Source organism: Streptomyces sp. NPDC048496, assembly GCF_043200055.1.
Lineage (GTDB): Bacteria > Actinomycetota > Actinomycetes > Streptomycetales > Streptomycetaceae > Streptomyces.
Map to the genome: position 1 here is coordinate 87,274 of NZ_JBICXB010000006.1, position 25,230 is coordinate 112,503.

24 protein-coding genes are annotated in these 25,230 nt (G+C 71.2%); 17 read left to right on the forward strand and 7 right to left on the reverse strand.

Translation table 11 applies throughout. From position 1 onward, the window contains the following. Positions 1 to 68 precede the first annotated feature (68 nt). The 3 genes from ACGFSA_RS09005 (at position 69) to ACGFSA_RS09015 (ending at position 2,407) form a co-directional block, all read left to right on the forward strand. The gene (locus tag ACGFSA_RS09005; protein ID WP_393301865.1) at positions 69 to 713 is read left to right on the forward strand and encodes a DUF6758 family protein; all 645 of its coding nucleotides are present in this window, start codon (positions 69 to 71) and stop codon (positions 711 to 713) included. 107 nt (positions 714 to 820) lie between these two features. Continuing rightward, positions 821 to 1,687: a PHP domain-containing protein gene (locus ACGFSA_RS09010; protein ID WP_393301868.1), complete on the forward strand. Its 867-nt coding sequence runs from the start codon at positions 821 to 823 to the stop codon at positions 1,685 to 1,687. A 114-nt stretch (positions 1,688 to 1,801) separates the two neighbouring features. Next, positions 1,802 to 2,407 carry a MarC family protein gene (locus tag ACGFSA_RS09015; RefSeq protein ID WP_393301871.1) on the forward strand — a complete coding sequence of 202 codons (606 nt, stop codon included), beginning with the start codon at positions 1,802 to 1,804 and terminating at the stop codon, positions 2,405 to 2,407. A 77-nt stretch (positions 2,408 to 2,484) separates the two neighbouring features. Here ACGFSA_RS09015 and ACGFSA_RS09020 read toward each other — a convergent pair whose 3' ends face one another. Continuing rightward, complete coding sequence (locus ACGFSA_RS09020) at positions 2,485 to 2,637, reverse strand: hypothetical protein (protein WP_167747282.1); 153 nt, start codon at positions 2,635 to 2,637, stop codon at positions 2,485 to 2,487. 210 nt (positions 2,638 to 2,847) lie between these two features. Here ACGFSA_RS09020 and ACGFSA_RS09025 point away from each other — a divergent pair, with 210 nt between their 5' ends. Next, positions 2,848 to 3,735: an NYN domain-containing protein gene (locus ACGFSA_RS09025; protein ID WP_393301874.1), complete on the forward strand. Its 888-nt coding sequence runs from the start codon at positions 2,848 to 2,850 to the stop codon at positions 3,733 to 3,735. A gap of 52 nt (positions 3,736 to 3,787) precedes the next feature. Here ACGFSA_RS09025 and ACGFSA_RS09030 read toward each other — a convergent pair whose 3' ends face one another. Together ACGFSA_RS09030 and ACGFSA_RS09035 are read right to left on the reverse strand one after the other, a co-directional pair. Next, positions 3,788 to 4,627: an alpha/beta fold hydrolase gene (locus ACGFSA_RS09030; RefSeq protein ID WP_393301877.1), complete on the reverse strand. Its 840-nt coding sequence runs from the start codon at positions 4,625 to 4,627 to the stop codon at positions 3,788 to 3,790. A gap of 160 nt (positions 4,628 to 4,787) precedes the next feature. Next, positions 4,788 to 6,626 carry a DEAD/DEAH box helicase gene (locus ACGFSA_RS09035; RefSeq protein ID WP_393301880.1) on the reverse strand — a complete coding sequence of 613 codons (1,839 nt, stop codon included), beginning with the start codon at positions 6,624 to 6,626 and terminating at the stop codon, positions 4,788 to 4,790. A 475-nt stretch (positions 6,627 to 7,101) separates the two neighbouring features. On the opposite strand from ACGFSA_RS09035, the gene ACGFSA_RS09040 reads away from it, so the two are divergent. Next, entirely contained in the window at positions 7,102 to 7,836 is a 735-nt protein-coding gene (locus ACGFSA_RS09040; RefSeq protein WP_266981799.1) for a ferritin-like fold-containing protein, read from the forward strand. A 19-nt stretch (positions 7,837 to 7,855) separates the two neighbouring features. On the opposite strand, the gene ACGFSA_RS09045 is transcribed toward ACGFSA_RS09040, so the two are convergent. From ACGFSA_RS09045 to ACGFSA_RS09060, 4 genes are all read right to left on the reverse strand, one after another. Then, the gene (locus tag ACGFSA_RS09045) at positions 7,856 to 8,125 is read right to left on the reverse strand and encodes a hypothetical protein (protein ID WP_358860506.1); all 270 of its coding nucleotides are present in this window, start codon (positions 8,123 to 8,125) and stop codon (positions 7,856 to 7,858) included. 235 nt (positions 8,126 to 8,360) lie between these two features. After that, positions 8,361 to 8,588, reverse strand: a complete 228-nt coding sequence (locus tag ACGFSA_RS09050) for a DUF3107 domain-containing protein (protein WP_277328233.1) — start codon at positions 8,586 to 8,588, stop codon at positions 8,361 to 8,363. Between the two features lie 149 nt (positions 8,589 to 8,737). Continuing rightward, the gene (locus ACGFSA_RS09055) at positions 8,738 to 9,379 is read right to left on the reverse strand and encodes a TetR/AcrR family transcriptional regulator (protein WP_018105511.1); all 642 of its coding nucleotides are present in this window, start codon (positions 9,377 to 9,379) and stop codon (positions 8,738 to 8,740) included. Between the two features lie 168 nt (positions 9,380 to 9,547). After that, positions 9,548 to 9,763 (reverse strand): hypothetical protein, encoded by a 216-nt coding sequence (locus ACGFSA_RS09060; protein ID WP_393301885.1) that lies wholly within the window; start codon positions 9,761 to 9,763, stop codon positions 9,548 to 9,550. 110 nt (positions 9,764 to 9,873) lie between these two features. Here ACGFSA_RS09060 and ACGFSA_RS09065 point away from each other — a divergent pair, with 110 nt between their 5' ends. From ACGFSA_RS09065 to moeZ, 12 genes are all read left to right on the forward strand, one after another. Further along, positions 9,874 to 10,842: an alpha/beta fold hydrolase gene (locus ACGFSA_RS09065; RefSeq protein ID WP_393301888.1), complete on the forward strand. Its 969-nt coding sequence runs from the start codon at positions 9,874 to 9,876 to the stop codon at positions 10,840 to 10,842. Positions 10,843 to 10,850: 8 nt separating this feature from the next. Continuing rightward, on the forward strand, positions 10,851 to 12,221 hold the full coding sequence (locus ACGFSA_RS09070; protein ID WP_393301891.1) for a DUF3152 domain-containing protein: 1,371 nt from the start codon (positions 10,851 to 10,853) through the stop codon (positions 12,219 to 12,221). Between the two features lie 166 nt (positions 12,222 to 12,387). Next, on the forward strand, positions 12,388 to 12,483 hold the full coding sequence (locus tag ACGFSA_RS09075) for an Ms4533A family Cys-rich leader peptide (RefSeq protein ID WP_358860501.1): 96 nt from the start codon (positions 12,388 to 12,390) through the stop codon (positions 12,481 to 12,483). Positions 12,484 to 12,712: 229 nt separating this feature from the next. Further along, a complete protein-coding gene (locus tag ACGFSA_RS09080) occupies positions 12,713 to 14,437 on the forward strand; it encodes an ABC transporter substrate-binding protein (RefSeq protein ID WP_393301895.1) in 1,725 nt (574 codons plus the stop codon). 2 nt (positions 14,438 to 14,439) lie between these two features. Further along, positions 14,440 to 15,426 carry an ABC transporter permease gene (locus ACGFSA_RS09085; protein ID WP_393301898.1) on the forward strand — a complete coding sequence of 329 codons (987 nt, stop codon included), beginning with the start codon at positions 14,440 to 14,442 and terminating at the stop codon, positions 15,424 to 15,426. Beyond that, complete coding sequence (locus tag ACGFSA_RS09090; protein ID WP_393301901.1) at positions 15,423 to 16,412, forward strand: ABC transporter permease; 990 nt, start codon at positions 15,423 to 15,425, stop codon at positions 16,410 to 16,412. Before ACGFSA_RS09085 ends, ACGFSA_RS09090 begins: the two co-directional genes overlap by 4 nt. Beyond that, positions 16,409 to 18,085, forward strand: coding sequence for a dipeptide ABC transporter ATP-binding protein (locus ACGFSA_RS09095; RefSeq protein ID WP_393301904.1), 1,677 nt, complete (start codon positions 16,409 to 16,411; stop codon positions 18,083 to 18,085). Before ACGFSA_RS09090 ends, ACGFSA_RS09095 begins: the two co-directional genes overlap by 4 nt. 191 nt (positions 18,086 to 18,276) lie before the next feature. Further along, positions 18,277 to 20,022, forward strand: a complete 1,746-nt coding sequence (locus tag ACGFSA_RS09100) for a DUF3492 domain-containing protein (RefSeq protein ID WP_393301907.1) — start codon at positions 18,277 to 18,279, stop codon at positions 20,020 to 20,022. Positions 20,023 to 20,923: 901 nt separating this feature from the next. After that, positions 20,924 to 21,964: a hypothetical protein gene (locus ACGFSA_RS09105; RefSeq protein ID WP_393302215.1), complete on the forward strand. Its 1,041-nt coding sequence runs from the start codon at positions 20,924 to 20,926 to the stop codon at positions 21,962 to 21,964. Between the two features lie 184 nt (positions 21,965 to 22,148). Further along, positions 22,149 to 23,114 (forward strand): NAD-dependent epimerase/dehydratase family protein, encoded by a 966-nt coding sequence (locus ACGFSA_RS09110; protein ID WP_393301910.1) that lies wholly within the window; start codon positions 22,149 to 22,151, stop codon positions 23,112 to 23,114. Then, on the forward strand, positions 23,102 to 23,914 hold the full coding sequence (locus ACGFSA_RS09115) for a phage tail protein (RefSeq protein WP_393301913.1): 813 nt from the start codon (positions 23,102 to 23,104) through the stop codon (positions 23,912 to 23,914). Before ACGFSA_RS09110 ends, ACGFSA_RS09115 begins: the two co-directional genes overlap by 13 nt. Positions 23,915 to 23,999: 85 nt before the next feature. After that, positions 24,000 to 25,178, forward strand: a complete 1,179-nt coding sequence (gene moeZ / locus ACGFSA_RS09120; RefSeq protein ID WP_393301916.1) for an adenylyltransferase/sulfurtransferase MoeZ — start codon at positions 24,000 to 24,002, stop codon at positions 25,176 to 25,178. The last annotated feature ends 52 nt before the right edge of the window (positions 25,179 to 25,230 follow it).

Below are 25,230 nucleotides of genomic sequence, written 5' to 3' on the forward strand. Positions count from 1 at the left end.
TCGGAGCCACGCTGCGGACGGGTGATCGTCCTTGACGCGGCGACAGCCGGGGAGGACCGTTGGTCGCTATGAGGGGCGAACCCAGTTGCCCGAAGTGCGGAGGCCGGGTCAGGGCGCCCGGTCTTTTCGCCGACACCTGGCAGTGCGCCGTGCATGGCGCCGTGTATCCGCTGCAGCCGGTGATCCCGCCCAGCGTCGAGGCGCTCGGGGTGGTGGTGGCCCGCGCCCAGGTGCCGGTGTGGATGCCCTGGCCGCTGCCCGTCGGCTGGCTGTTCACCGGTGTCTCGTACGCGGGCGACGACCGCAGCGGCGGCCGCGCGACCGTCGTCGCCTGCTCGGGCCCTGGTCCACTCGGCGGTATGGGCGAGCTGCTGCTCGTCGCCGAGGAGCTGGGGGTCGGACTCGGTGCGCACTACGCCGGGATCGACGGCCCCGACCCCGGCCCGTACCTCAATGTCGACGGACCTCCCGACGCCAAGGTGCTCGCCGGCGGACGCCCCACCTCGCTCTGGCACGTCAAGGGCGCCCCCGAGGACCGGGCGGTCTTCGCCGGTGAGGCGCGCGGGCTCTGGCTCTGGGCGATCGTCTGGCCCGAGCAGTCCGGGCTGCTGATGTACGACGAACTGATACTGGCCGATCTGCGCGAGGCCGGGGCGGAGGCCGAGCTCGTGCCGTGCGGGGCGCTCACACCACGGCTGCTCGACCGGCCCTGACCGCCGGACGCGCGCCCGGGCGCTGCCGTGACCGGCCGGGCGCTGTTCGAATGCCGGTTATCCTGGGGCAGTCCCCCTGTCCGGCTGCGAGCACTGGAGTACGCGTCGTGCGCATCGACCTGCACACCCACTCCACCGCCTCGGACGGCACGGACAGCCCCGCGGAACTGGTGCGGAACGCCGCCGCCGCGGGCCTCGATGTCGTCGCCCTCACCGACCACGACACCGCCCGCGGCCACGCCGAGGCGATCGCCGCGCTCCCCGAGGGCCTCACCCTCGTCACCGGCGCCGAGCTCTCCTGCCGGGTCGACGGTGTGGGGCTGCACATGCTCGCGTACCTCTTCGACCCCGCCGAGCCGGAACTGGCACGCGAACGCGAGCTGGTACGGGACGACCGGGTGCCGCGCGCGCAGACGATGGTCCGCAAGCTCCAGGAGCTCGGCGTCCCGGTCGAGTGGCAGCAGGTCGCCCGGATCGCGGGGCACGGCTCGGTCGGCAGGCCGCACATCGCCACCGCGCTCGTCGAACTCGGCGTCGTCGAGACGGTCTCCGACGCCTTCACGCCCGAGTGGCTCGCGGACGGCGGACGCGCGTACGCACGGAAGCACGAGCTCGACCCGTTCGACGCGATCCGGCTGGTCAAGGCTGCGGGTGGCGTCACCGTCTTCGCCCACCCGCTCGCCGTCAAGCGCGGCGAAGTGGTGCCCGAGGCGGCCATCGCGCGGCTCGCCGCCGCGGGCCTCGACGGCATCGAGGTCGACCACATGGACCACGACGAGCCGACCAGGTCCCGGCTGCGCGGGCTCGCCAAGGAACTGGGGCTGCTGGCCACCGGCTCCAGCGACTACCACGGCAGCCGGAAGACCGTACAGCTCGGCGAATTCACCACCGACCCGGAGATCTACGGCGAGATCACCCGGCGCGCCACGGGAGCCTTCCCGGTGCCGGGCGCCGGCGGGCCCCGCAACGCGTAGCCGCCTGTCCGCGCATCTCGTCCCTTCCCACCCTTTTCTCGCACGCCCGGCCGCTCACGGCTGCGGACTGTGAACGTCCCGTCTCGACCCGCTCTCTTCTCGCAAGGCCTCACTGTGTTCGACGTTGCTGTCTTCGGATCCCTATTTCTCACGCTTTTTGTGATTATGGATCCACCCGGAATCACCCCGATCTTCCTCGCCCTCACCGCCGGCCGGCCCGCCAAGATGCAGCGCAGGATGGCGCTCCAGGCGGTTGCCGTCGCCTTCGGCGTGATTGCCGTCTTCGGTGTGCTCGGCCAGCAGATCCTCGACTATCTGCATGTCTCCGTCCCCGCTCTGATGATCGCGGGCGGGCTGCTCCTGCTGCTGATCGCACTCGATCTGCTGACCGGCAAGACCGACGAACCGACGCAGACGAAGGACGTCAACGTCGCGCTCGTACCGCTGGGCATGCCGCTGCTCGCCGGCCCCGGCGCGATCGTCTCGGTGATCCTTGCGGTGCAGCACGCCGACAGCTTCGGGAGTCAGCTCTCGGTCTGGACGGCGATCGTCGCCATGCACCTCGTGCTCTGGCTGACCATGCGCTACTCGCTGCTGATCATCCGCGTGATCAAGGACGGCGGCGTCGTCCTGGTGACGAGGCTCGCGGGAATGATGCTCTCGGCCATCGCCGTTCAGCAGATCATCAACGGGGTCACCCAGGTCATCCAGAACTCCTGACGCGGCCCCGGACACCACAGCGCCCCCGCACGGACCGTCCGTGCGGGGGCGCTTCGTCTTTGTACGTCGGTGAGGCGTTACGAAGCCGAGTTCTCGGCCGGGCGGATGTAGATGCGCTGGCCTATCGAGGCGGCCTGCTGCACGATCCGGTTGACGGAGGCGGCGTCCACGACGGTGCTGTCCACGGCGGTACCGTCGACATCGTCGAGTCGCATGATCTCGAAGCGCATATGGCTTCCCTTCGTCCGATCCTCCTGCTGGAGAACTACTGGGAGGACGGGTGACCCGTCCGCAAGGATGTGGAGCGTCGGACATCGGCGTCCCGCGCTCCACAAGATGTACAACGGCTTGCCCCCGGCAAACATTCCCTACGCTAAGGAAATTTTTTGGATGTCTAAGTACCAGAGGGAAATCGGCCGTGTGCGGGCAATGAGGTCCGCATGAACGAGGCGGAGATCGGCGAACGCCTGGACCACACCAACGAGCTGCTCCAGCGCATGCTCGCCGAGGTGTCCAAAACCCCCTCGACCCACGCGATCTTCGTGGACGCGGGCTATGTGTACGCCGCGGCCGGACTGCTCGTCACCGGCACGGAGGACCGGCGCTCCTTCGATCTCGACGCGGAAGGGCTGATCGAGGCCTTCATCGACAAGGCCCGCACCATCTTCGCGGACAGCAGACTCCTACGCGTGTACTGGTACGACGGGGCCAGGCGCCGGATCCATACGGTCGAGCAGCAGTCCATCGCCGAACTTCCCGACGTCAAGGTCAGACTCGGCAACCTCAACGCCAACAACCAGCAGAAGGGCGTCGACTCACTCATCCGCACCGACCTCGAATCCCTCGCCCGGCATCGCGCGATCAGCGACGCGGCGCTCGTCGGCGGCGACGAGGACCTGGTGTCCGCGGTCGAGGCGGCGCAGGGGTACGGGGCCCGGGTCCACCTCTGGGGCATCGAGGCGGGCGAAGGGCGCAACCAGGCCGAACCGCTGCTCTGGGAGGTCGACAGCCAGCGCACCTTCGACCTGGACTTCTGCCGCCCGTACGTCACCAGACGCCCCGTCACCACGTACGAGGACGACACTCCGGCGCCCTCCCGCGAGGATGTCCGCTTCGTCGGCGCGCAGATCGCCGCCGCCTGGCTCTCCGCCCGCGGCCGCGACGCCCTCGCCGACCTGCTGCCCGGACACCCCTACCTGCCGGGCTCCGTGGACCAGGACCTGCTGGTCGAGGCCGAACGGCTGCTCCAGCACTCACTGCGCGGCCACGCCCATCTGCGCCGGGCGCTGCGCGACGGCTTCTGGCAGCACCTGCAGGCGCAGTACTGACGGCCTCCCCCGCGGCAGGGAGCCCACTCCCTGCCGCGGGGGAGGCCGTGAGCTACACGCCGTCCCAGAAGGCGGCCAGCGCGGCAGCGGTCTGCTCCGGGCGGTCCGTGTTGGGGGAGTGCTCGGCGCCCGCGATCCGGCTGCGGTGCGCGCCGAGCCGCTGCGCCATCTCGTCGAGCAACGGGACCGGCCAGGTGTCGTCGCGCTCGCCGGAGAGGACATGGACGGGCAGCGGTACGGCGGCGAGTTCGGCCACCCGGTCCGGCTCGGTCGCCAGCTGCCGCCCGGTGGCGATCAGCTGGGCGGGACGGTGGCGCAGCCAACGCCGGCGCAGCCCCTCGCCGTTCGCTGCCGCCGCGTCCTCGGGCGGGTCGAGGGCGCGCATCGCGTCCCACACCTCGGCCATGCTCAGCGTCGCGAGCGCGTCGCTGAGCATCTTCACCTTGAGCTGCTGGGCCTCGACCACCTGGGCGGGGCCGGAGGACATCAGCGTCAGCGAACGGAACGGCGAGGCGTCGAGCAGCACGGCGGCGCGGGCGATCTGCCCGCCGAGCGAGTGCCCGAGAAGATGCACGGAGCCGCCGAGCGCGTCGGCCTGCGCGAGCACATCGCGGGCCAACTCGCTTTGTTCGTAGTCTTCCTGACGGTCCGTTCCGTCGGTCTCGTACTGCCCGCGCCCGTCGGCGGCGACGATGCGGTAGCCGGCGGCGGAGAGCGGTTCGAGGAGCGCGATGAAGTCCTCCTTGCTGCCCGTGTATCCGGGCAGCAGAAGGGCGGTGCCGCGCGGTTCGGCGGGCGGCGAGGCATCCAGCACGGCGAAGGCCCCTCGCGCGGTGGGCAGCGCGTGGGCGCGGGTGCAGGGGGGCGGGGTGAAGGTGGGCGGCCGACTCATGGCACGAGGCTATGTCCTCACCCACCGGACGGGCCGACTGCGTCCTCGAACGCCGGACGGGCCTGAGGATGCCCTCAGGCCCGTCCGGCACGATCAACGGCCTCCCCCGCGACAGGGAGCGGAGTCCGGGGCAGAGCCCCGAACGACCATCGGCGTGTGCTCAGGCCTCGGTCCTGGCCGCAGTACGCGGCGCGCGCCGCCTCCGCGGCTTGGCCTCGCCCTCCGCGACCGGAACCTCCACCACGGTCTCCGCCTTCGGCTTCGCCGCGGCCCGCGTCCGCCGACGCGTCCTGTCCGGCTCGGGCTCGGCGATCGGCGCGATCTGGAAGTCGACCTCGTCCTCGGCCGGCTTGGCGACGATCCGGGCGCGGCGCCGCGGCTTCGTCACCGTCTTCGCCTCCACCACCGGCTCGGCCATGGGCGCGATCTGGAAGTCGACCTCGTCCGCAGGCTTGGTGACGGTGCGGGCCCGACGGCGACGCGGCTTGGCCTCGGCCTCCGCCCCGGCCGGTGTCCCGACGACGGCCGGAGCCTCCGCCAGGGCCACCGCGGCCTCGGCCGTGACATCCGGGACCGCGACCCGCGTACGGCGACGGCGGCGCGGCGTACGCGGCTCCACCGGGGCGTCAGCGGCGGGAGCTGCCACCGCAGCCTGCACGGGCTCCGTGGCCGGCGCCGGTACCGCGGCAGCGGTGCCCTCCGCGAGCGCGGATCCGCCCCGCGTACGACGACGCTGACGCGGCGTACGCGGCGCCCGCTCCTCCGCGGCAGGAGCCGACGGCGCGGACGACTTGCGGCCGCGGCCGCCCGTCTCGCCCAGGTCCTCGATCTCCTCGGCCCGCAGACCCGCACGGGTCCGCTCGGCGCGCGGCAGCACACCCTTGGTGCCGGCCGGGATGTCGAGCTCCTCGAACAGGTGCGGCGACGTGGAGTACGTCTCGACCGGGTCGTTGAACTTCAGGTCCAGGGCCTTGTTGATCAGCTGCCAGCGCGGGATGTCGTCCCAGTCGACCAGCGTGATCGCGATGCCCTTGGCGCCCGCACGACCGGTCCGGCCGATGCGGTGGAGGTAGGTCTTCTCGTCCTCCGGCGACTGGTAGTTGATGACGTGCGTGACGCCCTCGACGTCGATACCGCGGGCCGCGACATCGGTGCAGACGAGCACGTCCACCTTGCCGTTGCGGAAGGCGCGCAGCGCCTGCTCACGGGCGCCCTGGCCGAGGTCGCCATGGACCGCGCCGGACGCGAAACCGCGCTTCTCCAGCTGCTCGGCGATGTCGGCGGCCGTCCGCTTGGTGCGGCAGAAGATCATCGCCAGGCCACGGCCGTTGGCCTGCAGTATCCGCGAGACCATCTCCGGCTTGTCCATGGAGTGGGCACGGAAGACGTGCTGCGAGATGTTGGCGACGGTCGCGCCCTCGTCGTCGGGCGAGGTGGCGCGGATGTGCGTCGGCTGCGACATGTAGCGCCGCGCGAGGCCGATGACCGCACCCGGCATGGTCGCCGAGAACAGCATCGTCTGGCGGGTCGGCGGCAGCATGGTGATGATCCGCTCGACGTCGGGCAGGAAGCCCAGGTCGAGCATCTCGTCGGCCTCGTCGAGGACGAGGGCACGCACGTGCGACAGGTCGAGCTTGCGCTGGCCGGCCAGGTCGAGCAGGCGGCCCGGGGTGCCGACGATCACGTCGACGCCCTTCTTCAGGGCCTCGACCTGCGGCTCGTACGCACGGCCGCCGTAGATCGCGAGAACGCGGACGTTACGCACCTTGCCGGCGGTCAGCAGGTCATTGGTGACCTGCTGGCAGAGCTCACGCGTGGGGACGACGACCAGCGCCTGCGGCGCATCGGTCAGCTGCTCGGGCTTGGCCCGGCCCGCCTCGACGTCCGCGGGGACGGTGACGCGCTCCAGCAGCGGAAGACCGAAACCGAGCGTCTTGCCGGTACCGGTCTTGGCCTGTCCGATCACGTCGGAGCCGGAGAGTGCGACGGGGAGCGTCATCTCCTGGATGGGAAAGGGGGACACAATGCCGACGGCCTCAAGGGCCTCGGCCGTCTCGGGAAGAATCCCGAGGTCTCGGAACGTAGTCAGGGTGCTGCCTCTTCTGTGAGACGCGGTCCGAGGCGAACGCTGGGGGTCGTACCGTGCCGGGGTTGGTCATCCGGCCGTGGATGGGCCGGGTGGCGCGGGACCACTGCCGTCGCTCGAGCGCTCGTGCCGCTGAGGGGGCCCCTCATCTGCGGTCGTACGTGGCGTACGCCCCGCGTGGAGGGCTGTCGGGTCGGAGCCGATCGGGCCACCGACCGGGCATCCTCATTCAATTTCGCGCCACCGGTACATCCAAAATACTCAGTAGCCGCAATACCACTGTACCCCGGATTCGCGCATCTGTGTTGGGCAAATTCATCGGAACGGTGTGATGTCACCGGCTGACCAGGCCCTTCCATCCTTCGGCGGGCGGGCTATTCTGCGGTTCATGGAGACGCCTGACAACGCCACTGAAGCCCCCGCACCCACCGGAATCGCCGCCCAGGACTGGGCCACCGCATCCGCCGAGCCGCAATACCGTGCCGCGGTCGTGGATCTGCTGGGAGCACTCGCGTACGGGGAGCTGGCGGCCTTCGAGCGGCTAGCCGAGGACGCAAAACTCGCACCGACGCTGGCCGACAAGGCGGAGCTGGCAAAGATGGCGTCCGCCGAATTCCATCACTTCGAGCGGTTGACGGACCGGCTGACCGCGATCGAGACCGAGCCGACCGGGGCCATGGAGCCGTTCGCCAAGGCGCTCGACGACTTCCACCGCCAGACCGCCCCGTCGGACTGGCTGGAGGGTCTGGTCAAGGCGTACGTCGGCGACTCGATCGCCAGTGACTTCTACCGTGAGGTCGCCGCCCGCCTCGACTCGGACACCCGCTCGCTCGTCCTCGCCGTGCTGGACGACACGGGCCACGGCAACTTCGCCGTCGAGAAGGTGCGCGCCGCGATCGAGGCCGACCCGCGGGTCGGCGGACGGCTCGCGCTGTGGGCCCGGCGGCTGATGGGTGAGGCGCTCTCCCAGGCCCAGCGGGTGGTCGCCGACCGCGACGCGCTGTCGACGATGCTGGTGGGCGGGGTGGCGGACGGGTTCGACCTGGCCGAGGTCGGCCGGATGTTCTCGCGGATCACCGAGGCGCACACCAAGCGGATGGCCGCGCTCGGACTGGCTGCCTGACAGACCGCCGACGGCCCCCTCAGGCCGCCGCTGATCGGCTCAGGCGGCGGCCGCGCGGGCGGATCAGCAGCGACAGCGTCACCGCGCCGATCAGCACCGCGCCGATCAGGGTGGGCAGGACGTGCCCCGGTCCCAGCACCGAGTGCATCAGATACGCGCCGAACAGGGCACCCAGAGCACCGGTGGCGTAGACGGCACGGCGGGACGGGAGCCGACCGGACAGCGAGCGGAGCGCCGCCCAGGAGAGGGCGAGTCCGAGCGCGACGGAGCCGAGGGATTCCCAGATCACAGACGATCACCTCGCGGGTTGCGGAGGGGGTGTCTCCCATGCTTCCAGGGCGATGGGGGAGGGCAAACCGGTCGTAGGCCGTACTACCCGTGGGCTGCGGAACGCAACCCTCCTGGCACAGGTTCCGCACAGGTGCCGCACGGCGGCAACCGGTACGGAGCAGCCGGCGGAACGCAGAAGCGGCCCGGAGGGGATACACCCCTCCGGGCCGCTTCGAACTGCTGCGCCTCTGTCCCTACAGCGCGCCGAACCCCACCCGCCGTGTGCTCGGCTCGCCGATCTCCACATAGGCGACCCGGTCGGCCGGCACCAGGACCTTGCGGCCCTTGTCGTCCGTGAGGCTGAGCAGCTGCGTCTTGCCGGTCAGAGCCTCGGCGACCGCGCTCTCGACCTCCTCGGCGGAAAGCCCGCTCTCCAGAACGATCTCCCGGGGTGCGTGCTGCACGCCGATCTTGACCTCCACGGCTATGTCCCTCCGACGGTCAGTCCTCTTGCGCGTGAGCCGCGCCGTACGCACCACACATTAGCCCGGTGAGCGGAGCCGTCAGCGGTCGGCAGGCAACGCCCGCAGCGAACACGTATCGCGGATACGTGAGGAGCACCGGCCGGACGTCAGTGCTGATCGATGCCGTGCAGGGGGAACCCGGCGATGCCACGCCAGGCCAGCGAGGTGAGGAGCTGTACCGCCGTGTCGCGCGGGATCGCCGACCGGCTGGACAGCCAGTACCGGGCGACGACCTGGGACACGCCGCCCAGACCGACCGCGAGCAGCATCGACTCGTCCTTGGAGAGCCCCGTGTCCCCCGCGATGACGTCGGAGATCGCCTCCGCGCACTGCAGCGAGACCCGGTCGACCCGTTCCCGTACCGCCGGCTCGTTCGTCAGGTCCGACTCGAAGACCAGCCGGAAGGCGCCGCCCTCGTCCTCGACGTACGCGAAATAGGCGTCCATCGTCGCGGCGACACGGAGCTTGTTGTCCGTCGTCGACGCCAGCGCGGTACGGACCGCCTGCAGCAGCGATTCGCAGTGCTGGTCGAGCAGAGCCAGATAGAGCTCCAGCTTGCCCGGGAAGTGCTGGTAGAGCACCGGCTTGCTGACACCGGCCCGCTCGGCGATGTCGTCCATCGCGGCGGAGTGGTAACCCTGCGCGACGAAGACCTCCTGCGCGGCGCCCAGCAGCTGGTTGCGTCGGGCGCGGCGAGGCAGGCGAGTGCCCCGCGGGCGCGCCGCCTCTGTCTGCTCGATGGCTGTCACGCCGCCTCCCAAAATTGTGATCGAACACAGCCTTTTTCTGCACGCTGCGCCGTACAGCCATCGTACTTTTGAGTAACCCGGGTGCGCGCGGCGCGGACGCAGAATTTCACGGACCGGACGGCTGCGGTAGCCACAGATTCGTCGACCTGCACGGCAAAGCGGGGCGTATCAGCGGTAATCGTCCTCGTCCTCCGCGACGACGCGCGCCTGCTCCGCCGCATCCGCCTCGTTTGCGGTGTCCCGGTCGATGTCCGTGAGCGGATCGTCGCTCTTCGGCTGGAGATCGGCCTGCTGCTCGGCCGCGTCAGCCTCGGGTGCCTCCGGGTCCGGCTCGTCCGGCTGAATTCTCTCGAAGGTCTCCGGGTCGCTGGGGTCAACCGTCATGGTGACTCCCTTCCTCAGCTTCGAGCGTAGGAGTTACCCCGGCACGGCGCTATGCGATCTGTGACGGCGAACACATGAACCACAGTGTGATCGTCTCGTAACATTGCCGCATGTCTTCGACCGAGCTGCCGGGAGTCCGAGCCGCCGCCGCTGCAGCGGCGGCCCCCACGGTGAGCACCGTCCGGGTCGCCGAGGGGGAGGAGCTGCGCTCCGTCGCGCTCCCCGGCCTGACGCTGAACGTCCGCACCCGGCCGCCGGAGCGGACCGGGCTGCCGCCCGCGCTCTACGTGCACGGGCTCGGCGGTTCCTCGCAGAACTGGTCGGCGCTGATGCGGCTGCTGCAGGACGTGGTGGACGGCGAGGCGGTCGACCTGCCCGGCTTCGGGGACTCCCCGCCGCCGGACGACGGCAACTATTCGGTCACCGGGCACGCCCGCGCGGTGATCCGGCTCCTGGACGCGGGGGAACGCGGCCCCGTCCATCTCTTCGGCAATTCGCTCGGCGGCGCGGTGGCCACCCGGGTCGCGGCCGTCCGCCCCGACCTGGTGCGGACGCTCACCCTCATCTCACCGGCGCTGCCCGAGATCCGGGTGCAGTGGCCCGCCGTGCCGACCGGACTGCTCGCCCTTCCGGGGGTCGCATCCCTGTTCTCCCGGATGACCAAGGACATGACGGCGGAACAACGGACGCTCGGAGTCATGGCACTCTGTTACGGCGATCCGGCACGCGTCTCCGAAGCCGGCTTCCGCGAAGCGGTGGCGGAAATGGAGCGACGGCTGGAACTGCCGTACTTCTGGGATGCGATGGCGCGCTCGGCGCGTGGCATCGTCGACGCGTACACGCTGGGCGGGCAGCACGGACTGTGGCGCCAGGCCGAGCGTGTGCTCGCGCCGACCCAGCTCGTGTACGGCGGACGGGACCAGCTCGTCTCGTACCGGATGGCACGCAGAGCGTCCGCGGCCTTCCGCGATTCGCGGCTGCTGACACTGCCCGATGCCGGGCACGTGGCGATGATGGAGTACCCGGAAGCGGTCGCCCAGGCGTTCCGGGAACTGCTCGACGAACGCGGCGGGAGCTGATCCGGGGCGTGGGACGACACAGTCGAAAAGGGCCCCCAGCCCGCGAGCGAGATATCGATGCCGCCGCGGCGGACCGGGGCGGCGCTCGTGAGGCGATCCGGGCGGAGCCCGGCAGCGGACGGCGCAGGAGGGTGGCCGGAGCGCCGCCCGGCACGGACGGGCACACTCCGTTCGAGGGGGTCCCGCAGGTGCGTGGCGGCCATCCCGAGCAGCGCGAGCCGGGCGGTGACCGGGGGACCGGACCGCAGCCGGTGTTCGGCGACCGGCAGGCTCCGGGGCAGCCGGGCGGCCCGGGTCTGCGTCCCGGGACGCAGACACCTCGGCCCATGGCCCGGCCGAGGCCGCAGGGGGCGGCGGACCGGCAGCCCGCGGCCGGTACGCGGTCGCTGATACCGGGTCCGCGACGGGAGTTCGTCGACGCCTTCGACGCACCGCCCGCACCGCCCGCGCCACCCGCCCCTCGTTCCCCGTCCGCCTCACCGGCCCCGCCGGTCGACCCGTTCACCTCGGTCGGCGACGGGGACGAGCAGCCGCCTCCCGGCGACGCCGATGCCCCGCTGGTCACCAGGAGCAGCAAGGGGCGCACCCTCACCGGCGTCGCGGCCGCCGCCGTGACCACCGTGCTGGCGGTGGTCGTGGCCGGCCAGGTCGCGCACGACAGCAGCGCGCGGGTCGGCATGGCCGCACCCGGGACGGGCGTCGACCGGGACAGTGGCGAGGACACCTCCTCCCGCTCGGACGGCCGGCAGACGCCGCAAGCGGCGGTGGTCGCGCCTCTTTCGTACGAGCAGAAGATGGCCATCGCCTATCCGCTCGCTCCGGAACTCAAGGGTTCCGGACACTTCGAGACGGTCCCGGGAACGGCGAAGGCGCCGGGCCGGGGGCATAAGTATCGCTATCGGATCGATGTCGAGAAAGGTCTCGGTCTCGACGCCGGACTCTTTGCCGAGGCGGTCCAGAGAACCCTTAATGACGACCGTAGTTGGGCGCACGACGGCGCCATGACTTTTGAGCGGATCTCCTCGGGCGATCCGGATTTCGTGATCACTCTGGCCAGCCCGGGAACCACCGGTGACTGGTGCGGGAAGTCGGGTCTCGATACGACCGAGGACAACGTCTCGTGCGATTCGGCGGCGACCGAGCGCGTGATGATCAACGCCTATCGCTGGGCGCAGGGATCGTCGACGTTCGGCCCGAAGAAGCTCTTCTCCTACCGTCAGATGCTGATCAATCACGAGGTCGGCCACCGTCTGGGTCACAATCATGTGAGCTGCCGCACGCCGGGCGCCCTGGCTCCCGTGATGCAGCAGCAGACCAAGTCCCTCGATATCGACGGCATCAAGTGCCGCCCCAACGCCTGGGCGTATCCGAGCAGTTGAGTCCGGCCGGACCGCCCGTCGGCCCCGCCCGGCTGTTGCCGGCTGCCTCCCGGCCGATGCCCGCGATCGGGTCGAGTGTCCGGCCCTGGGAGAGGGTGTCCGGCATGTGAGACGACTGTCTCATTCCGCGTTGACATCAAGGGTGCCGTCGCGCATATTTCTCGGCATGTCACGCAAGCCCGTCACCTTCGAACGCGCCGCCATAGAGCTGGCGCTCATCGGTGTGACCGGGCACAGCGTCGCCGACATTCACTGTTGCTGACGCCTGCCTGAGCGCGCGTCGACTTCCTTTCCCCGAGCCCTGTCTCGCAGGGAACGGCTCTTCCCGACTGCCGCGCCGGGCGTACTCCGTCCGCAGGCGCGGCAGTTCTGGTGTCCAGGTCCGGTTCATCCTGATCCTTGACCGTTTATCCCCCACGCCCTCGCTGCTGCCTGCACGGATGCTCGTTCAGTCTTCTTCCGTCAGCAGTACTCCGAGAGGTCATCTTCCGATGCGTCAACCGTCCGTCATATCGCGCCGCGTGGCAGCGGCCGTCGTGGTTCTTGTCGTGGGTTCGGGCGCCGCCGCGTGCGGGCCCCAGGACAGCAAGGACAGCGACGGCACATCCGGCGCGGCGGGCAAGCCCGCCAAGGGCGGTACGCTCACCGTCCTCAACAGCAACCCGCAGGAGGACTTCGACCCCGCGCGGCTCTACACCTCCGGTGGCGGCAACGTCCCGTCCCTGGTCTTCCGTACGCTGACCACCCGCAACCGGGAGGACGGCGCGGCCGGCGCGAAGGTCGTGCCCGACCTGGCGACCGACCTGGGCACGCCCAGCAAGAACGCCACCGTCTGGACGTACACGCTCAAGGACGGCCTGAAGTACGAGGACGGCACCGCGATCACGAGCGCCGACATCAAGTACGGCATCGAGCGCTCCTTCGCCGCCGAACTCTCCGGCGGTGCGCCCTACCTGCGCGACTGGCTGATCGGCGGCGCCGACTACCAGGGCCCGTACAAGGACAAGAAGGGCCTCGCCTCGATCGAGACGCCCGACGCGAAGACGATCGTCTTCCACCTCAACAAGCCGGAGGGCGAGTTCCCCTACCTGGCGACGCAGACCCAGACGACCCCGGTGCCGAAGGCCAAGGACACCGGCACGAAGTACGAGAACCACCCGATCTCCTCGGGTCCGTACAAGGTCGTCAAGAACGAGGGCGACGGCGAGCGCCTCGTCCTGGAGCGCAACACGTTCTGGTCGGCCGCCACCGACGAGGAGCGCAAGGCGTACCCGGACCGGATCGACGTCCGCTCCGGACTCGACTCCGCCGTCATCAACCAGCGGCTCTCCGCCTCCCGCGGCGCGGACGCCGCCGCCGTCACCACCGACACCAACCTCGGGCCGGCCGAGCTCGCCAAGGTCACCGGCGACAAGAAGCTCGCCGCCCGTGTCGGCACCGGCCACTTCGGCTACACGAACTACATCGCCTTCAACCCGAAGGTGAAGCCGTTCGACAACCCGAAGGTGCGCCAGGCGATCTCGTACGCCGTCGACCGCACCTCGGTCGTCAACGCGGCCGGTGGCTCCTCGCTCGCCGAGCCCGCCACCACCTTCCTTCCGGAGCAGCCGTCCTTCGGCTACAGCGCGTACGACGCCTTCCCGGCGGGCAGGACCGGCAACGCGGCCAAGGCCAAGGAGCTGCTGAAGGAGGCCGGTTACGCCAAGGGCCTGACCATCACGCTCACGCACTCCAACGAGAAGAACTTCGCCACCAGCCCGGAGATCGCCACCGCCGTCCAGGAGGCGCTGAAGAAGGCCGGGATCACCGTCGAGCTGGAGGGCCTGGAGGGCAACGCCTACTCGGACAAGATCTACAACGTGAAGAGCGAGCCCGGCTTCTTCCTCACCGGCTGGGGCGCCGACTGGCCGTCCGGCGGTCCGTTCCTCGCGCCGATCTTCGACGGACGCCAGATCGTCAGGAACGGCTACAACTTCAACGCCTCCCAGCTCGACGACGCCTCCGTCAACAAGGAGGTCGACGAGATCAACAAGCTGACCGACCTGAGCGCGGCCGCGAAGCGCTGGGGCGCACTCGACAAGAAGATCGGTGAGCAGGCGGTGACCGTCCCGCTGTTCCACCCGGTCTACAAGCGCCTGTACGGCGAGGCCGTCAAGAACGTCGTCATCAGCGACTGGACCGGCGTGCTCGACATCTCGCAGGTCGCGGTCAAGTAACCATGGCCGAAGCACTGCTGGTCAAGGAGACGGGGGCCGCTGCGGCGGCCCTCGCCTCCGGGGCCTCCTCGTTCAGCGGGCGGCTGCGCGCTCGGCGCTCCGCCGTCGTGGCGGCCGTCGTCATCGCCCTGCTGGTCCTGGTCGCGCTCGCCGCGCCGCTGCTGGCGGGCATCGAGGGCCAGGACCCCACCACGTACCACGCGAACCTCGTCGACTCCGCCACCGGCGGCGTACCGCTGGGATCGTTCGGCGGCATCAGCGCCGAGCACTGGCTCGGCGTCGAACCGCTCACCGGCCGCGACCTGTTCGCCCGCGTCGTGTACGGAGCGCGGGTCTCGCTCGGCGTCGCCTTGGCCGCGACCCTGCTCCAGGTGATCATCGGCGTGCTCGTCGGTCTCGCCGCCGGACTCGGCAACCGGTTCGTCGACCAGGCGCTCAGCCGCGTCACCGACATCGTCGTCGCCCTGCCCGTCATGGTGATCGCGCTCGGCGCGCTCGCCGTCGTCCCCGCAGACTTCCCGCGCCCGGTGCTGATCGCCGCGATCGTCGGGCTGGTCGGCTGGTCCGGCATCTCCAAGATCGTGCGCGCCCAGACCCTCGCGCTGAAGTCGCTCGACCATGTTGCCGCCGCCCGGCTCAGCGGCTGGGGCGGCCGGCGGATCGCCCGGCGCGAACTGCTGCCCGCGCTCGCCGCACCCGTCATCACGTATGCCGTGCTGCTCTTCCCCGGCAACATCGTCGTCGAAGCGGCGCTGTCCTTCCTCGGCGTCGGCATCAAGCCGCCCACGCCGTCCTGGGGGCAGATGCTCAGCGACGCCGACACCTGGTACCAGGCGGCGCCCACCTATCTGCTGATCCCCGCCCTGCTCATCTTCATCACCGTGCTGGCGCTGACCGTCCTCGGCGAGGGCGTACGCAACGCACTCGACCCGCGCGTCGCCTCGCGGCTGCGGATCGGCACCGGACGCAGGAAGGAGACCGGAGCATGACCCGGTTCCTGCTGCGGCGCCTCGGCGGGGTGCTGTTCGTGCTCCTCGCCCTCAGCGTCGTCGTCTACGCCGCGTTCTACGTCGCCCCGGGCAACGTCGCACAGATCGCCTGCGGGCCGCGCTGTTCACCTGCCCAGGTGGCGCAGGTCAGCGACCAGCTCCGGCTGGGCGACCCGCTGTACATGCAGTACGCGCACTTCCTCCAGGGGATCCTCGTCGGCCGCGACTACTCGACCGGCACCGGGATCCTGCACTGCCAGGCCCCCTGCCTCGGCCGCTCCTACCAGGACGACCAGCAGGTCACCCAGCTGATCCTCACCAAGCTCCCGGCCACCGCCTCGCTCGCCATCGGCGCCTTCGTGCTGTGGATCCTGCTCGGCGTCGGCACCGGACTGCTCTCGGTGTGGCGGCGCGGCCGCGCGACCGAGCGGATTCTCACCGGACTGACCCTGGCCGGCATGGCCACGCCGGTCTTCGTCATCGGCCTGCTGCTGATCATCGTGTTCTGCTCGGCGCTGCAACTGCTGCCGTTCCCCGACTACGTACCGCTCACCGAGAACCCGGAGCAGTGGGCCTGGAACCTGCTGCTGCCCTGGGTCTCGCTGGCGCTGGTCTCCGCCGCTCCGTACGCCCGGATGACCCGGTCGTCCATGCTGGAGACCCTCGCCGAGGACCATGTGCGCACCTTCCGCGCGTACGGGGTGAGCGAGCGGGGACTCGTCGGGCGGCATGCGCTGCGCGGCGCACTCGGCCCCGTGATCGCGCTCGGCGCACTGGACATCGGCTCGATGTTCGGCGGCGCCGTCCTCACCGAATCGCTGTTCAACATCCCCGGCGTCGGACGTGAACTCGTCGACGCCGTGAAGAACGTCGACCTTCCGGTCGTCGTCGGCCTGGTGCTCGTCACCGGCTTCTTCGTCGTCCTTGCCAATGCCGTCGCGGACATCCTGCAGGCGATGGCCGACCGTCGGGTGGTGCTGTCATGAGCCTCGTCGAGGTCTCCGATCTGACGATCTCCTTCGACGGCGCGGCAGGTGTCCGGGCCGTGGACGGAGTCTCCTTCACGCTGGAGGCGGGTGCCGCGCTCGGTGTCGTCGGTGAGTCCGGCTCCGGCAAGAGCGCGTCGGCGTACGCCCTGCTCGGACTGCACCGGGGGACAGGCGCCACCGTCGGCGGCTCGATCCGGGTCGCGGGCGTGGATGTTCAGACGGCGGACGACGCGGAACTGCGGGCGCTGCGCGGGGCGAAGGCCGCGATGGTCTTCCAGGACCCGCTGTCGTCCCTGGACCCGTACTACGCGGTCGGCGACCAGATAGCCGAGGTGTACCGGGTCCACACGCGTGCCTCCCGGCGGGCTGCGCGGGCGCGGGCCGTGGAGGTCCTCGACCGGGTCGGCATCCCCGACGCGGCACGGCGTTCCCGGTCCCGGCCGCACGAGTTCTCCGGCGGGATGCGGCAGCGCGCCCTCCTCGCGATGGCGCTCGCCTGCGAGCCGCAGCTGCTGATCGCCGACGAACCGACGACCGCGCTGGACGTCACTGTCCAGGCCCAGATCCTCGACCTGCTGCACCACCTGCGCCATGAAACGGGCATGGGACTGCTGCTGGTCACCCATGACGTGGGCGTCGCGGCGGAGAGCGTCGACGACGTGCTGGTCATGCAGTCGGGCCGGGAGGTGGAGAGCGGGCCCGTCGCCGACGTGCTCGGTGCGCCCCGTCGGCCGTACACGCGCGAACTCCTCTCCGCGGTCCCGCGGGTGGACGCGAAGCGGGTGGCGCCGGCCGCGGCGCCGGACGTGAAGGGCGCGGTGCCCATCCCGGCGCCGCGGGGCGCGGGCGCCGGCGAGCCGCTGCTCGAAGCCGTCGGCCTGCGGCGCGAATTCGGGCGCGGCAGCGGCCGGGTCATCGCCGTGGACGGCGTCTCCCTCACCGTCCACCGCGGCGAGACACTCGGCATCGTCGGTGAGAGCGGCAGCGGCAAGACGACGCTCGGCCGGATGCTCGTACGCCTCCTCGACCCGACCGGGGGCGGGCTCCACTACGGGGGCGCGGAGATCGGCTCCCTGTCCGACAAAGCACTGCGGCCGTACCGGCGCGAGCTCCAGATGGTCTTCCAGGACCCCGTCGCCTCGCTCAACCCGCGCCGCTCGATCGGCGAATCCGTCGCCGATCCGCTGCGCGCCGCGGGCGTCCGCGACGACACCAGGATCCGGAGTCGTGTCCGGGAACTGCTGGAACGCGTCGGGCTCGACCCCGACCGGTACGACCGCTACCCGCACGAATTCAGCGGCGGACAGCGCCAGCGCGTCGGTATCGCCCGCGCACTCGCCGCCGACCCCAAGGTGATCGTCTGCGACGAACCGGTCTCCGCGCTCGATGTCACCACCCAGGCGCAGGTCACCGCACTCCTCGCCGAAGTCCAGCGGGAACTGGGGCTCGGGCTGGTCTTCATCGCCCATGACCTCGCCGTCGTCCGGCAGGTCAGCGACCGGGTCGCGGTGATGCGGCAGGGCCGGATCGTCGAACAGGGCAGCGTCGACGAGGTCTACGGGGCGCCGCGGGATCCGTACACCAAGCAGCTTCTCGCCGCCGTACCCGCGCTTGATCCGGCGCTCGCGACGGTGCGCCGGGCGGCCCGCAAGGAGCTGGCCGCAGCCTGACCCTGTGTAACCGATCATCCTCATAGCGCGACAGAACGCTGTGGGTGCGGGAAAGTTACGACGGTTCACCCCTTTCGGTGGCGCAATGGACAACCGTCCGTCGCGCCACCGACGTATCCGCTTACGGTCGTCCCGCTGCGAGTCGCCAAACCAACGGCGACCGCCCACTCAGGAAGATCGGGGGTGCGCTCGTGCGGATCGGACTCCTCACCGACGGTGGTTATCCGTATGCGACCGGTGAGTCCAGACTCTGGTGCGACCGCCTGGTGCGCGGGCTGACGCAGCACGAGTTCGACCTCTACGCGCTCAGCCGCTCCGCCGAGCAGGAGGCGCAGGGCTGGGTACAGCTTCCGCCCCAGGTCAGCCGGGTACGGACGGCGCCGCTGTGGATGACCGACGAGGACGTCCTGGGCGGCCATGCCCCCAAGGGGCTGCTCGCCCGACTGGTGACCGGAGGGGGTGGGCGGTCGTACGGACGGCGCGAACGGCGCCGGTTCACGGCGCACTTCACGGCGCTCGCCACGTCGATCTGCACGGCGGAAGCGACCGCGGAGGCCGGCGGTGGCGGATCCTCGGCCGGCGCCGCCGACACACAGTTCACCGACGGGCTGTACGGACTCGCCGAACTGGCCCGCGAACACGGCGGACTTCCCGCGGCGCTCCGCTCCGAGACCGCTGTGCGCGTACTGGAAGCAGCCTGCCACGCCCCGGGCACCGGGCGGACCGTCCAGGCCGCGACCGTCCCCGACCTCCTCGCCCTCGCCGCGGAACTGGACCGCGTCCTGCGCCCGCTCTCCCCCGACTGGTACGACGAGGAGAGCCTCGGTGCGGTCGACCTCTGCCACGCGGCGTCCGGCGGGGCAGCGGCCCTGCCCGGGCTGTTGGCCAAACGCTTCTTCGGCGTCCCGCTGCTGGTCACCGAGCACGGCGTGCAGTTGCGGGCCCACTACCTCGCAGTGACCGGCACACCCCTGGGTGCACCGGTACGCGCCCTGCTTGCCGCATTCCACGGACGGCTCGCCACCGAGGTGTACCGGCAGGCCGCGCTCATCACCTCCGGCAATACGCAGGCACGCCGCTGGCAGGAACGGTGCGGCGCCGACCGCGCCAAGCTGCGCACGGTCTACCCCGGCATGGAGGCGGCCCGCTTCGCAGCCCTGGGGGAGAGCAAGGACGAGGGCGGTCCCGACACCCTGGTCTGGGTCGGCCGGATCGAGCCGTCCAAGGACCTGATCGCACTGCTGCACGCCTTCGCAGACGTACGGAAGGCCGAACCGGACGCCCGGCTGCGGATCGTCGGCGCGCCGGCGCCGGGCGCGGAAGGCGCCACGTACCTCGCGCACTGCCGGGCACTCGCCGCCCAGCTCTTCCCGGACGAGGCCGCCGACGCACATGCCGTCGGCGACAGCCCGGTCTCCTTCGAGGACATCGGCGGTGCCGAGGTCGCGGACCTCGCCGAGGCGTACGCGGCGGGTGGGATCGTCGTCCTCTCCAGCGTCGTCGAGGGCTTCCCGATCAGTCTGGTCGAGGCGATGTTCTGCGGACGGGCCACGGTGTCGACGGATGTCGGCGCGGTCGTCGAAGTCATCGGCGGTACGGGTCTTGTGGTGCCCCCGCGCAACCCCCGGGCGCTCGCCGACGCGTGCATCACGCTGCTGCGCGACCCCGAGCGCCGTGCACGTCTGGGCGCGGCGGCGCGCGCCCGCGCGCTCGAACTCTTCACCGTCGAACAGAACCTCGCGGCATTTCGCGGCATTTACCTGGAGCTGATCTCCCGCTCCCCGGTGCGCAGGGAGGCGGACGGCGCTCCGCGCCCGTTCGCGACTCCGCCCGAGGCCCGGGTCCTGGGCAGCTGGACGGTTCCCGTGCACACCCCGAGCTGGGCCATCGAGGGCGTGTGCGCGGGTGCGCGTGGGACGGCGGACCGCGATGTGTGAGCAGCAGACGCACAGAAGGACGAGCCGGTCCGGCGGACTCGGCATGGATCACGGAGGATTTCCCATGGGCGGCCGCCCGACCGAGGCGCTCGACGTCCCCGGCACCCCGACGACCGACAGAAGCTGGAACCCGCGCTCGGAGGTCCTGGTCTCCGGACCCCGGGTCACGGAGATTTCCGCCCCGGCCTGGGGGCGGCCCGGGACGGGGGCGATGCCGGGCCTCGCGGGGGTGGGGCCGGTGCGGCCGGTGGCGCTGATGGAGCAGTCGCCGGCGAGGGGGGCGGCCGAGGGGCCGGACTCCCCGCAGGAACGGGACCCGGACGCGGATTCGCTGCGGGACCCGGCGCCGGATCGGGAACCGGCGCGGAAACCGGACGTGACCGGGAGTCCGGCACCCGACCGCCCCGCGACCGCCGACGAGTTCCCTGCCGTCACGGGCTGGGCGCTCACCGGCGCCGGAACCGCCGATGTGCGTGCGGACCCCGCAGAGCCCGCACAGCCTGGTGCTGGTGCTGGTGCTGGTGCTGGTGCTGGTGCTGGTGCTGGTGCCGGTGCGGCCGGCGCTGCGCAGGGCGCCGGTGTCGTGGCGGAGAGCGGAGGCGCGTCCGAGGACGGTGTCCTCGCGGCGGCCGAGGCCGGCACACCGCCCGAGGACGGAGCTCTCGAGCAGGCCGGGACCCCTGCCGGGCCCGCTGCCTGCGACCCGGCGGCGGCCGAGACCGGGACACGGACCGACACGCCCGCCGAGGTGCGGACGCAGACGCCGACCCGGACACACCCCGGCAGTGACGACGCACCCGCCCCCACACCCCGGGCCCCCGAGGTCGCGCACACCCGTGCCACCCCCGCACGCAAGCTCAGCGCCTCCCGGCGCGGGCCCGTCGATCCCGTGAAGACCCTCATGCACCGCCACCGCGACCTCTGCGAACGCGCCGTCGACCCGCTGGAGATCGCCGCCGGGCTCGAAGCCCACGGGGTCACCGACCGCACCGCCGCCCGTTACCGGCACCGCGATGTCTTCTCGCTCGCCGAGGAGCTCTACGCGCGAGTGCCCGCCGTGACAGGGGAGCCGGCGCGCGCGGTGCCTCCCGCGCCGGTGCGCGACACCGAGACGCGCCCCGTCTGGTCGCTCCTCGCGCTGCTGCCCGGTGCGGCCTGCACCGCGACCGCCGTCGTCCTGAAACTCACCGAAGGCGCACTCGGCGGTGGGGTGCGGCTCACCGTGACCCTCGTCGGGGCACTCGTCGCGTTCCTCGGGCTCGGCCTCTGCCTGCGGAGTGGCCCCCTGCGCGCCCCGGAGGGCCGCTCCTCGGCGGCAGCCACTCTGTACGTGGGCTGGCTCCTCGGCTACGTCCTGTACGGCCAGGCGCTGCTCGACCAGGTCCTCAGCGGCGGCCCGGAAGGACCCTGGGCGCTCACCCCCGCACCCCTGCTGGGACTCGCGCTCGCCGTCGCCCCCGCCGCCTGGTGCGCGCACCTCTTCTCCGTACACGCACACCGCGGACTCACCGGCAGCCGCGCACTGGAGGAGTTCGCCGCAGGGGTGCGCCCCCTCCTCTTCGGGACCGTCGCCCTCTTCCTCTGCGTGCTCTCGGGGCTGCTCCGCCTCGCCGAGCTCGGGTACGGAGGCGGCGGCACCCTCGTCGCGGCCGCCGCGCTCGGCGTACTCCTTTTGCTCGCCCGGCTGCTGACCGTCCACGGCTACCCGGAGCCCGCCAACACCGGACTCGCCGCCGCCTGCGCCGTCGAGGCGGTCGCCCCCGCGCTGATCCTGGCCGGGCGGCTGCCCGGCCTCCATGTCCTCGCCCGCCCCGTCGACGCGGTCATCGAGGCGGGCGGCACCGGAGCCGTACCCGCCATCGCCTGCGGCGCGGCCGCGCTCGGGCTGCTGATCCACGCCACCGTCGCTCTCTCCAGGGCTTCCGCCCACACCACCGCGTAAGCCGCGATGAAGAGCCACTCCCTGTACGAACCCCGCGGGGCCGACGCCACGGGCCCTTGCCCCTCGGCGCCTGCCTGTGGACCCGACAGGCACTTACCGCTCACCACCTCCCCAAGGAGACACCGGACATGACCCCCCAATCCCCCGCACCGGCAGCCCGCCGTCGGCACGAAGGGGGCACCCGATGAGGGTTCTGCTGCTCGGAGCCAACGGGTTCCTCGGCCGCTTCGTGGCCGACCGGCTGCTCGCCGACCCCGCCGTGCACCTCACGGCGCTCGGCCGCGGCGACGACGCCGACGTACGGTTCGACCTCGCGGGCGGCTCCCCCGGAGCCCTCACCCGCTTCCTGAACGCCGTCCACCCCGGCGTCGTCGTCAACTGCGCGGGCGCCACCCGCGGCGGCGCCCGGGACCTGACCCGGCACAACACCGTCGCCGTCGCCACCGTCTGCGAGGCGATGCGGCGCAGCGGCTGCAGCGCCCGCCTCGTCCAGGTGGGCTGCTCCTCGGAGTACGGGCCCTCGCAGCCCGGCTCCTCGACGGCGGAGGACGCCATCCCGCGCCCGGGTGGGCCGTACGGCGTCTCCAAGCTCGCCGCCACCGAACTCGTCCTCGGCTCCGGCCTCGACGCGGTCGTACTGCGGGTCTTCTCGCCGGTCGGCCCCGGCACCCCGGCGGGCTCCCCGCTGGGCCGGCTCGCCGAGGCGATGCGCCGCGCCATGCAGTCCGGCGACGGCGAGCTGAAGCTCAGCGGCCTCGGGGTGCAGCGCGACTTCGTCGACGTACGGGACGTCGCCCGCGCCGTGCACGCCGCCTCGCTCTCCGCCGCGCAGGGAGTCGTCAACATCGGCACCGGCCGAGCCGTGCGGCTTCGCGACGCCGCCGCCGTGCTTGCCAAGGTCGCGGGCTACCCGGGTGCGCTCCACGAGCTGGACACGCCCCCCGCCCGGATGCCCATCGGCGCCCCCCGCACCTCGTCCGAGTCCGTCATCGAACACCTCTCGGCGACCCCGTCCCCGTACCCCGACGGCTGCGGCGCCTGGCAGCAGGCAGACGTCCGCACCGCCCGCGACCGGCTCGGCTGGCGGCCCCGGATCAACCTGGAGGAGTCCCTCGCCGACATCTGGATGGAGGCCGCATGCCGCATCTGACCAGCGCCGGAACGGCACACAGGACCGGCGGCGCCGAGCAGCTCGGCTTCGGCGTCCCCGGCTGCGCGCATCCGCTGCTCGCGCCCACCGAATGGGCCGAACTGACCCGCCCCGGCACCCACTTGCACTGGGCGGTCCTCAACATCGACACCGGTCCCGGCGCCCGGCCCGACCCGCACTGTCTGGAAGCGGCGGGCCGGCTCCGCAACGCCCGCGAACGGGCCCTGCACGGCGAGACCGGGCAGGACACCGTCCGGGCAGGCGGCGGCCGGCTGCTGGGCCACCTCGATCTGGCCCACGGCGACCGTCCGTTCGACGAGCTGATCAACGACGCGCGGTCCTTCCTCGACTGGTACCGCGTCGACGGCTTCTACCTGGACCGGTGTCCCGCCGACCGAGCCGGCCTCCCGGCGGTCCGTCGACTCACCGGCACGCTCGCCACGCTCCTCGAGGACGGGCTGCTGGTGCTCGGGCACGGGACCCATCCGTATCCCGGCTACGCCGAGACCGCCGACCAGCTGGTCACCTTCTCCGGGGCGTGGACCGACTACCGCTGGTCGCAGGTGGCGGAGTGGACCGCCGCCTACCCGCCGGGACGTTTCGCGCACTTCGTGCACGGTGTTCCGATCACCCACCTCGACGAGGCCCTGCGCGTCGCCCGCTGGCAGGGCGCGGGCACGATCTTCTTCACCGACCGCACCGTGCGGAGGGGCAGCAGAGGACAAACCAATCCATTCGCGGCGCTGCCCGGGTACTGGGACGACATTGTCTCGCGGATCGGACCTGGTATCTCGGAATGAGAGGGGGCGTGGCAGTGTTACGGCAAGCACAACCGTACGTAGATGAAGTACGTAGAAACCGACCACCTGCATTGTTGAGGTTCCTGTGTCGCTGCCACCCCTGGTCGAGCCAGCTGCTGAGCTCACCGTCGACGAGGTCCGCAGGTACTCCCGCCACCTGATCATCCCGGATGTCGGGATGGACGGGCAGAAGCGGCTGAAGAACGCGAAGGTGCTCTGTGTGGGCGCCGGCGGTCTCGGCTCGCCGGCCCTGATGTACCTGGCCGCGGCCGGTGTCGGCACGCTCGGCATCGTGGAGTTCGACGAGGTCGACGAGTCGAACCTGCAGCGCCAGATCATCCACAGCCAGTCCGACATCGGCCGTTCCAAGGCGGAGTCCGCCAAGGACTCGGTCCTCGGCATCAACCCGTATGTGAACGTGATCCTTCACGAAGAGCGGCTCGAGGCCGAGAACGTGATGGAGATCTTCTCCCAGTACGACCTGATCGTGGACGGCACGGACAACTTCGCCACCCGCTATCTCGTCAACGACGCTGCGGTACTGCTGAACAAGCCGTACGTGTGGGGTTCGATCTACCGCTTCGACGGCCAGGCGTCCGTCTTCTGGTCCGAGCACGGTCCCTGCTACCGCTGCCTCTACCCGGAGCCGCCGCCGCCCGGCATGGTCCCGTCCTGCGCCGAGGGCGGCGTGCTGGGCGTGCTCTGCGCGTCCATCGGTTCCATCCAGGTCACCGAGGCCATCAAGCTGCTCGCCGGTGTCGGCGACCCGCTGGTCGGCCGACTGATGATCTACGACGCCCTGGAGATGCAGTACCGCCAGGTCAAGGTCCGCAAGGACCCCGACTGCGCGGTCTGCGGCGAGAACGCGACCGTCACCGAACTCATCGACTACGAGGCCTTCTGCGGCGTCGTGTCCGAGGAGGCCCAGGAGGCGGCGCTCGGCTCCACGATCACTCCGAAGCAGCTCAAGGAGTGGATCGACACGGACGAGAAGATCGAGATCATCGACGTCCGTGAGCCGAACGAGTTCGAGATCGTCGCGATCCCCGGCGCGAAGCTGATTCCGAAGAACGAGTTCCTGATGGGCAACGCCCTCCAGGACCTCCCGCAGGACAAGCGCATCGTCCTGCACTGCAAGACCGGCGTCCGCAGCGCCGAGGTCCTCGCGGTCCTCAAGTCGGCGGGCTTCGCCGACGCGGTGCACGTCGGTGGCGGCGTGATCGGCTGGGTCAACCAGATCGAGCCCGAGAAGCCGGTGTACTAGTGCCGTGACCGGCAAAGCCTGCCGGGAGGGGTACCAGAGGCGAAAAGCTTCG

Excerpts from the sequence above, each read along its gene's own strand:
- ACGFSA_RS09005 (WP_393301865.1), top strand. The coding sequence starts at position 69 with ATGAGGGGCGAACCCAGTTGCCCGAAGTGCGGAGGCCGGGTCAGGGCG.
- ACGFSA_RS09020 (WP_167747282.1), bottom strand. The coding sequence starts at position 2,637 with ATGCGCTTCGAGATCATGCGACTCGACGATGTCGACGGTACCGCCGTG.
- ACGFSA_RS09025 (WP_393301874.1), top strand. The coding sequence starts at position 2,848 with ATGAACGAGGCGGAGATCGGCGAACGCCTGGACCACACCAACGAGCTG.
- ACGFSA_RS09030 (WP_393301877.1), bottom strand. The coding sequence starts at position 4,627 with ATGAGTCGGCCGCCCACCTTCACCCCGCCCCCCTGCACCCGCGCCCAC.
- ACGFSA_RS09035 (WP_393301880.1), bottom strand. The coding sequence starts at position 6,626 with ATGACGCTCCCCGTCGCACTCTCCGGCTCCGACGTGATCGGACAGGCC.
- ACGFSA_RS09040 (WP_266981799.1), top strand. The coding sequence starts at position 7,102 with ATGGAGACGCCTGACAACGCCACTGAAGCCCCCGCACCCACCGGAATC.
- ACGFSA_RS09060 (WP_393301885.1), bottom strand. The coding sequence starts at position 9,763 with ATGACGGTTGACCCCAGCGACCCGGAGACCTTCGAGAGAATTCAGCCG.
- ACGFSA_RS09065 (WP_393301888.1), top strand. The coding sequence starts at position 9,874 with ATGTCTTCGACCGAGCTGCCGGGAGTCCGAGCCGCCGCCGCTGCAGCG.
- ACGFSA_RS09075 (WP_358860501.1), top strand. The coding sequence starts at position 12,388 with ATGTCACGCAAGCCCGTCACCTTCGAACGCGCCGCCATAGAGCTGGCG.
- ACGFSA_RS09080 (WP_393301895.1), top strand. The coding sequence starts at position 12,713 with ATGCGTCAACCGTCCGTCATATCGCGCCGCGTGGCAGCGGCCGTCGTG.
- ACGFSA_RS09085 (WP_393301898.1), top strand. The coding sequence starts at position 14,440 with ATGGCCGAAGCACTGCTGGTCAAGGAGACGGGGGCCGCTGCGGCGGCC.
- ACGFSA_RS09090 (WP_393301901.1), top strand. The coding sequence starts at position 15,423 with ATGACCCGGTTCCTGCTGCGGCGCCTCGGCGGGGTGCTGTTCGTGCTC.
- ACGFSA_RS09095 (WP_393301904.1), top strand. The coding sequence starts at position 16,409 with ATGAGCCTCGTCGAGGTCTCCGATCTGACGATCTCCTTCGACGGCGCG.
- ACGFSA_RS09105 (WP_393302215.1), top strand. The coding sequence starts at position 20,924 with ATGCACCGCCACCGCGACCTCTGCGAACGCGCCGTCGACCCGCTGGAG.
- ACGFSA_RS09110 (WP_393301910.1), top strand. The coding sequence starts at position 22,149 with ATGAGGGTTCTGCTGCTCGGAGCCAACGGGTTCCTCGGCCGCTTCGTG.
- ACGFSA_RS09115 (WP_393301913.1), top strand. The coding sequence starts at position 23,102 with ATGCCGCATCTGACCAGCGCCGGAACGGCACACAGGACCGGCGGCGCC.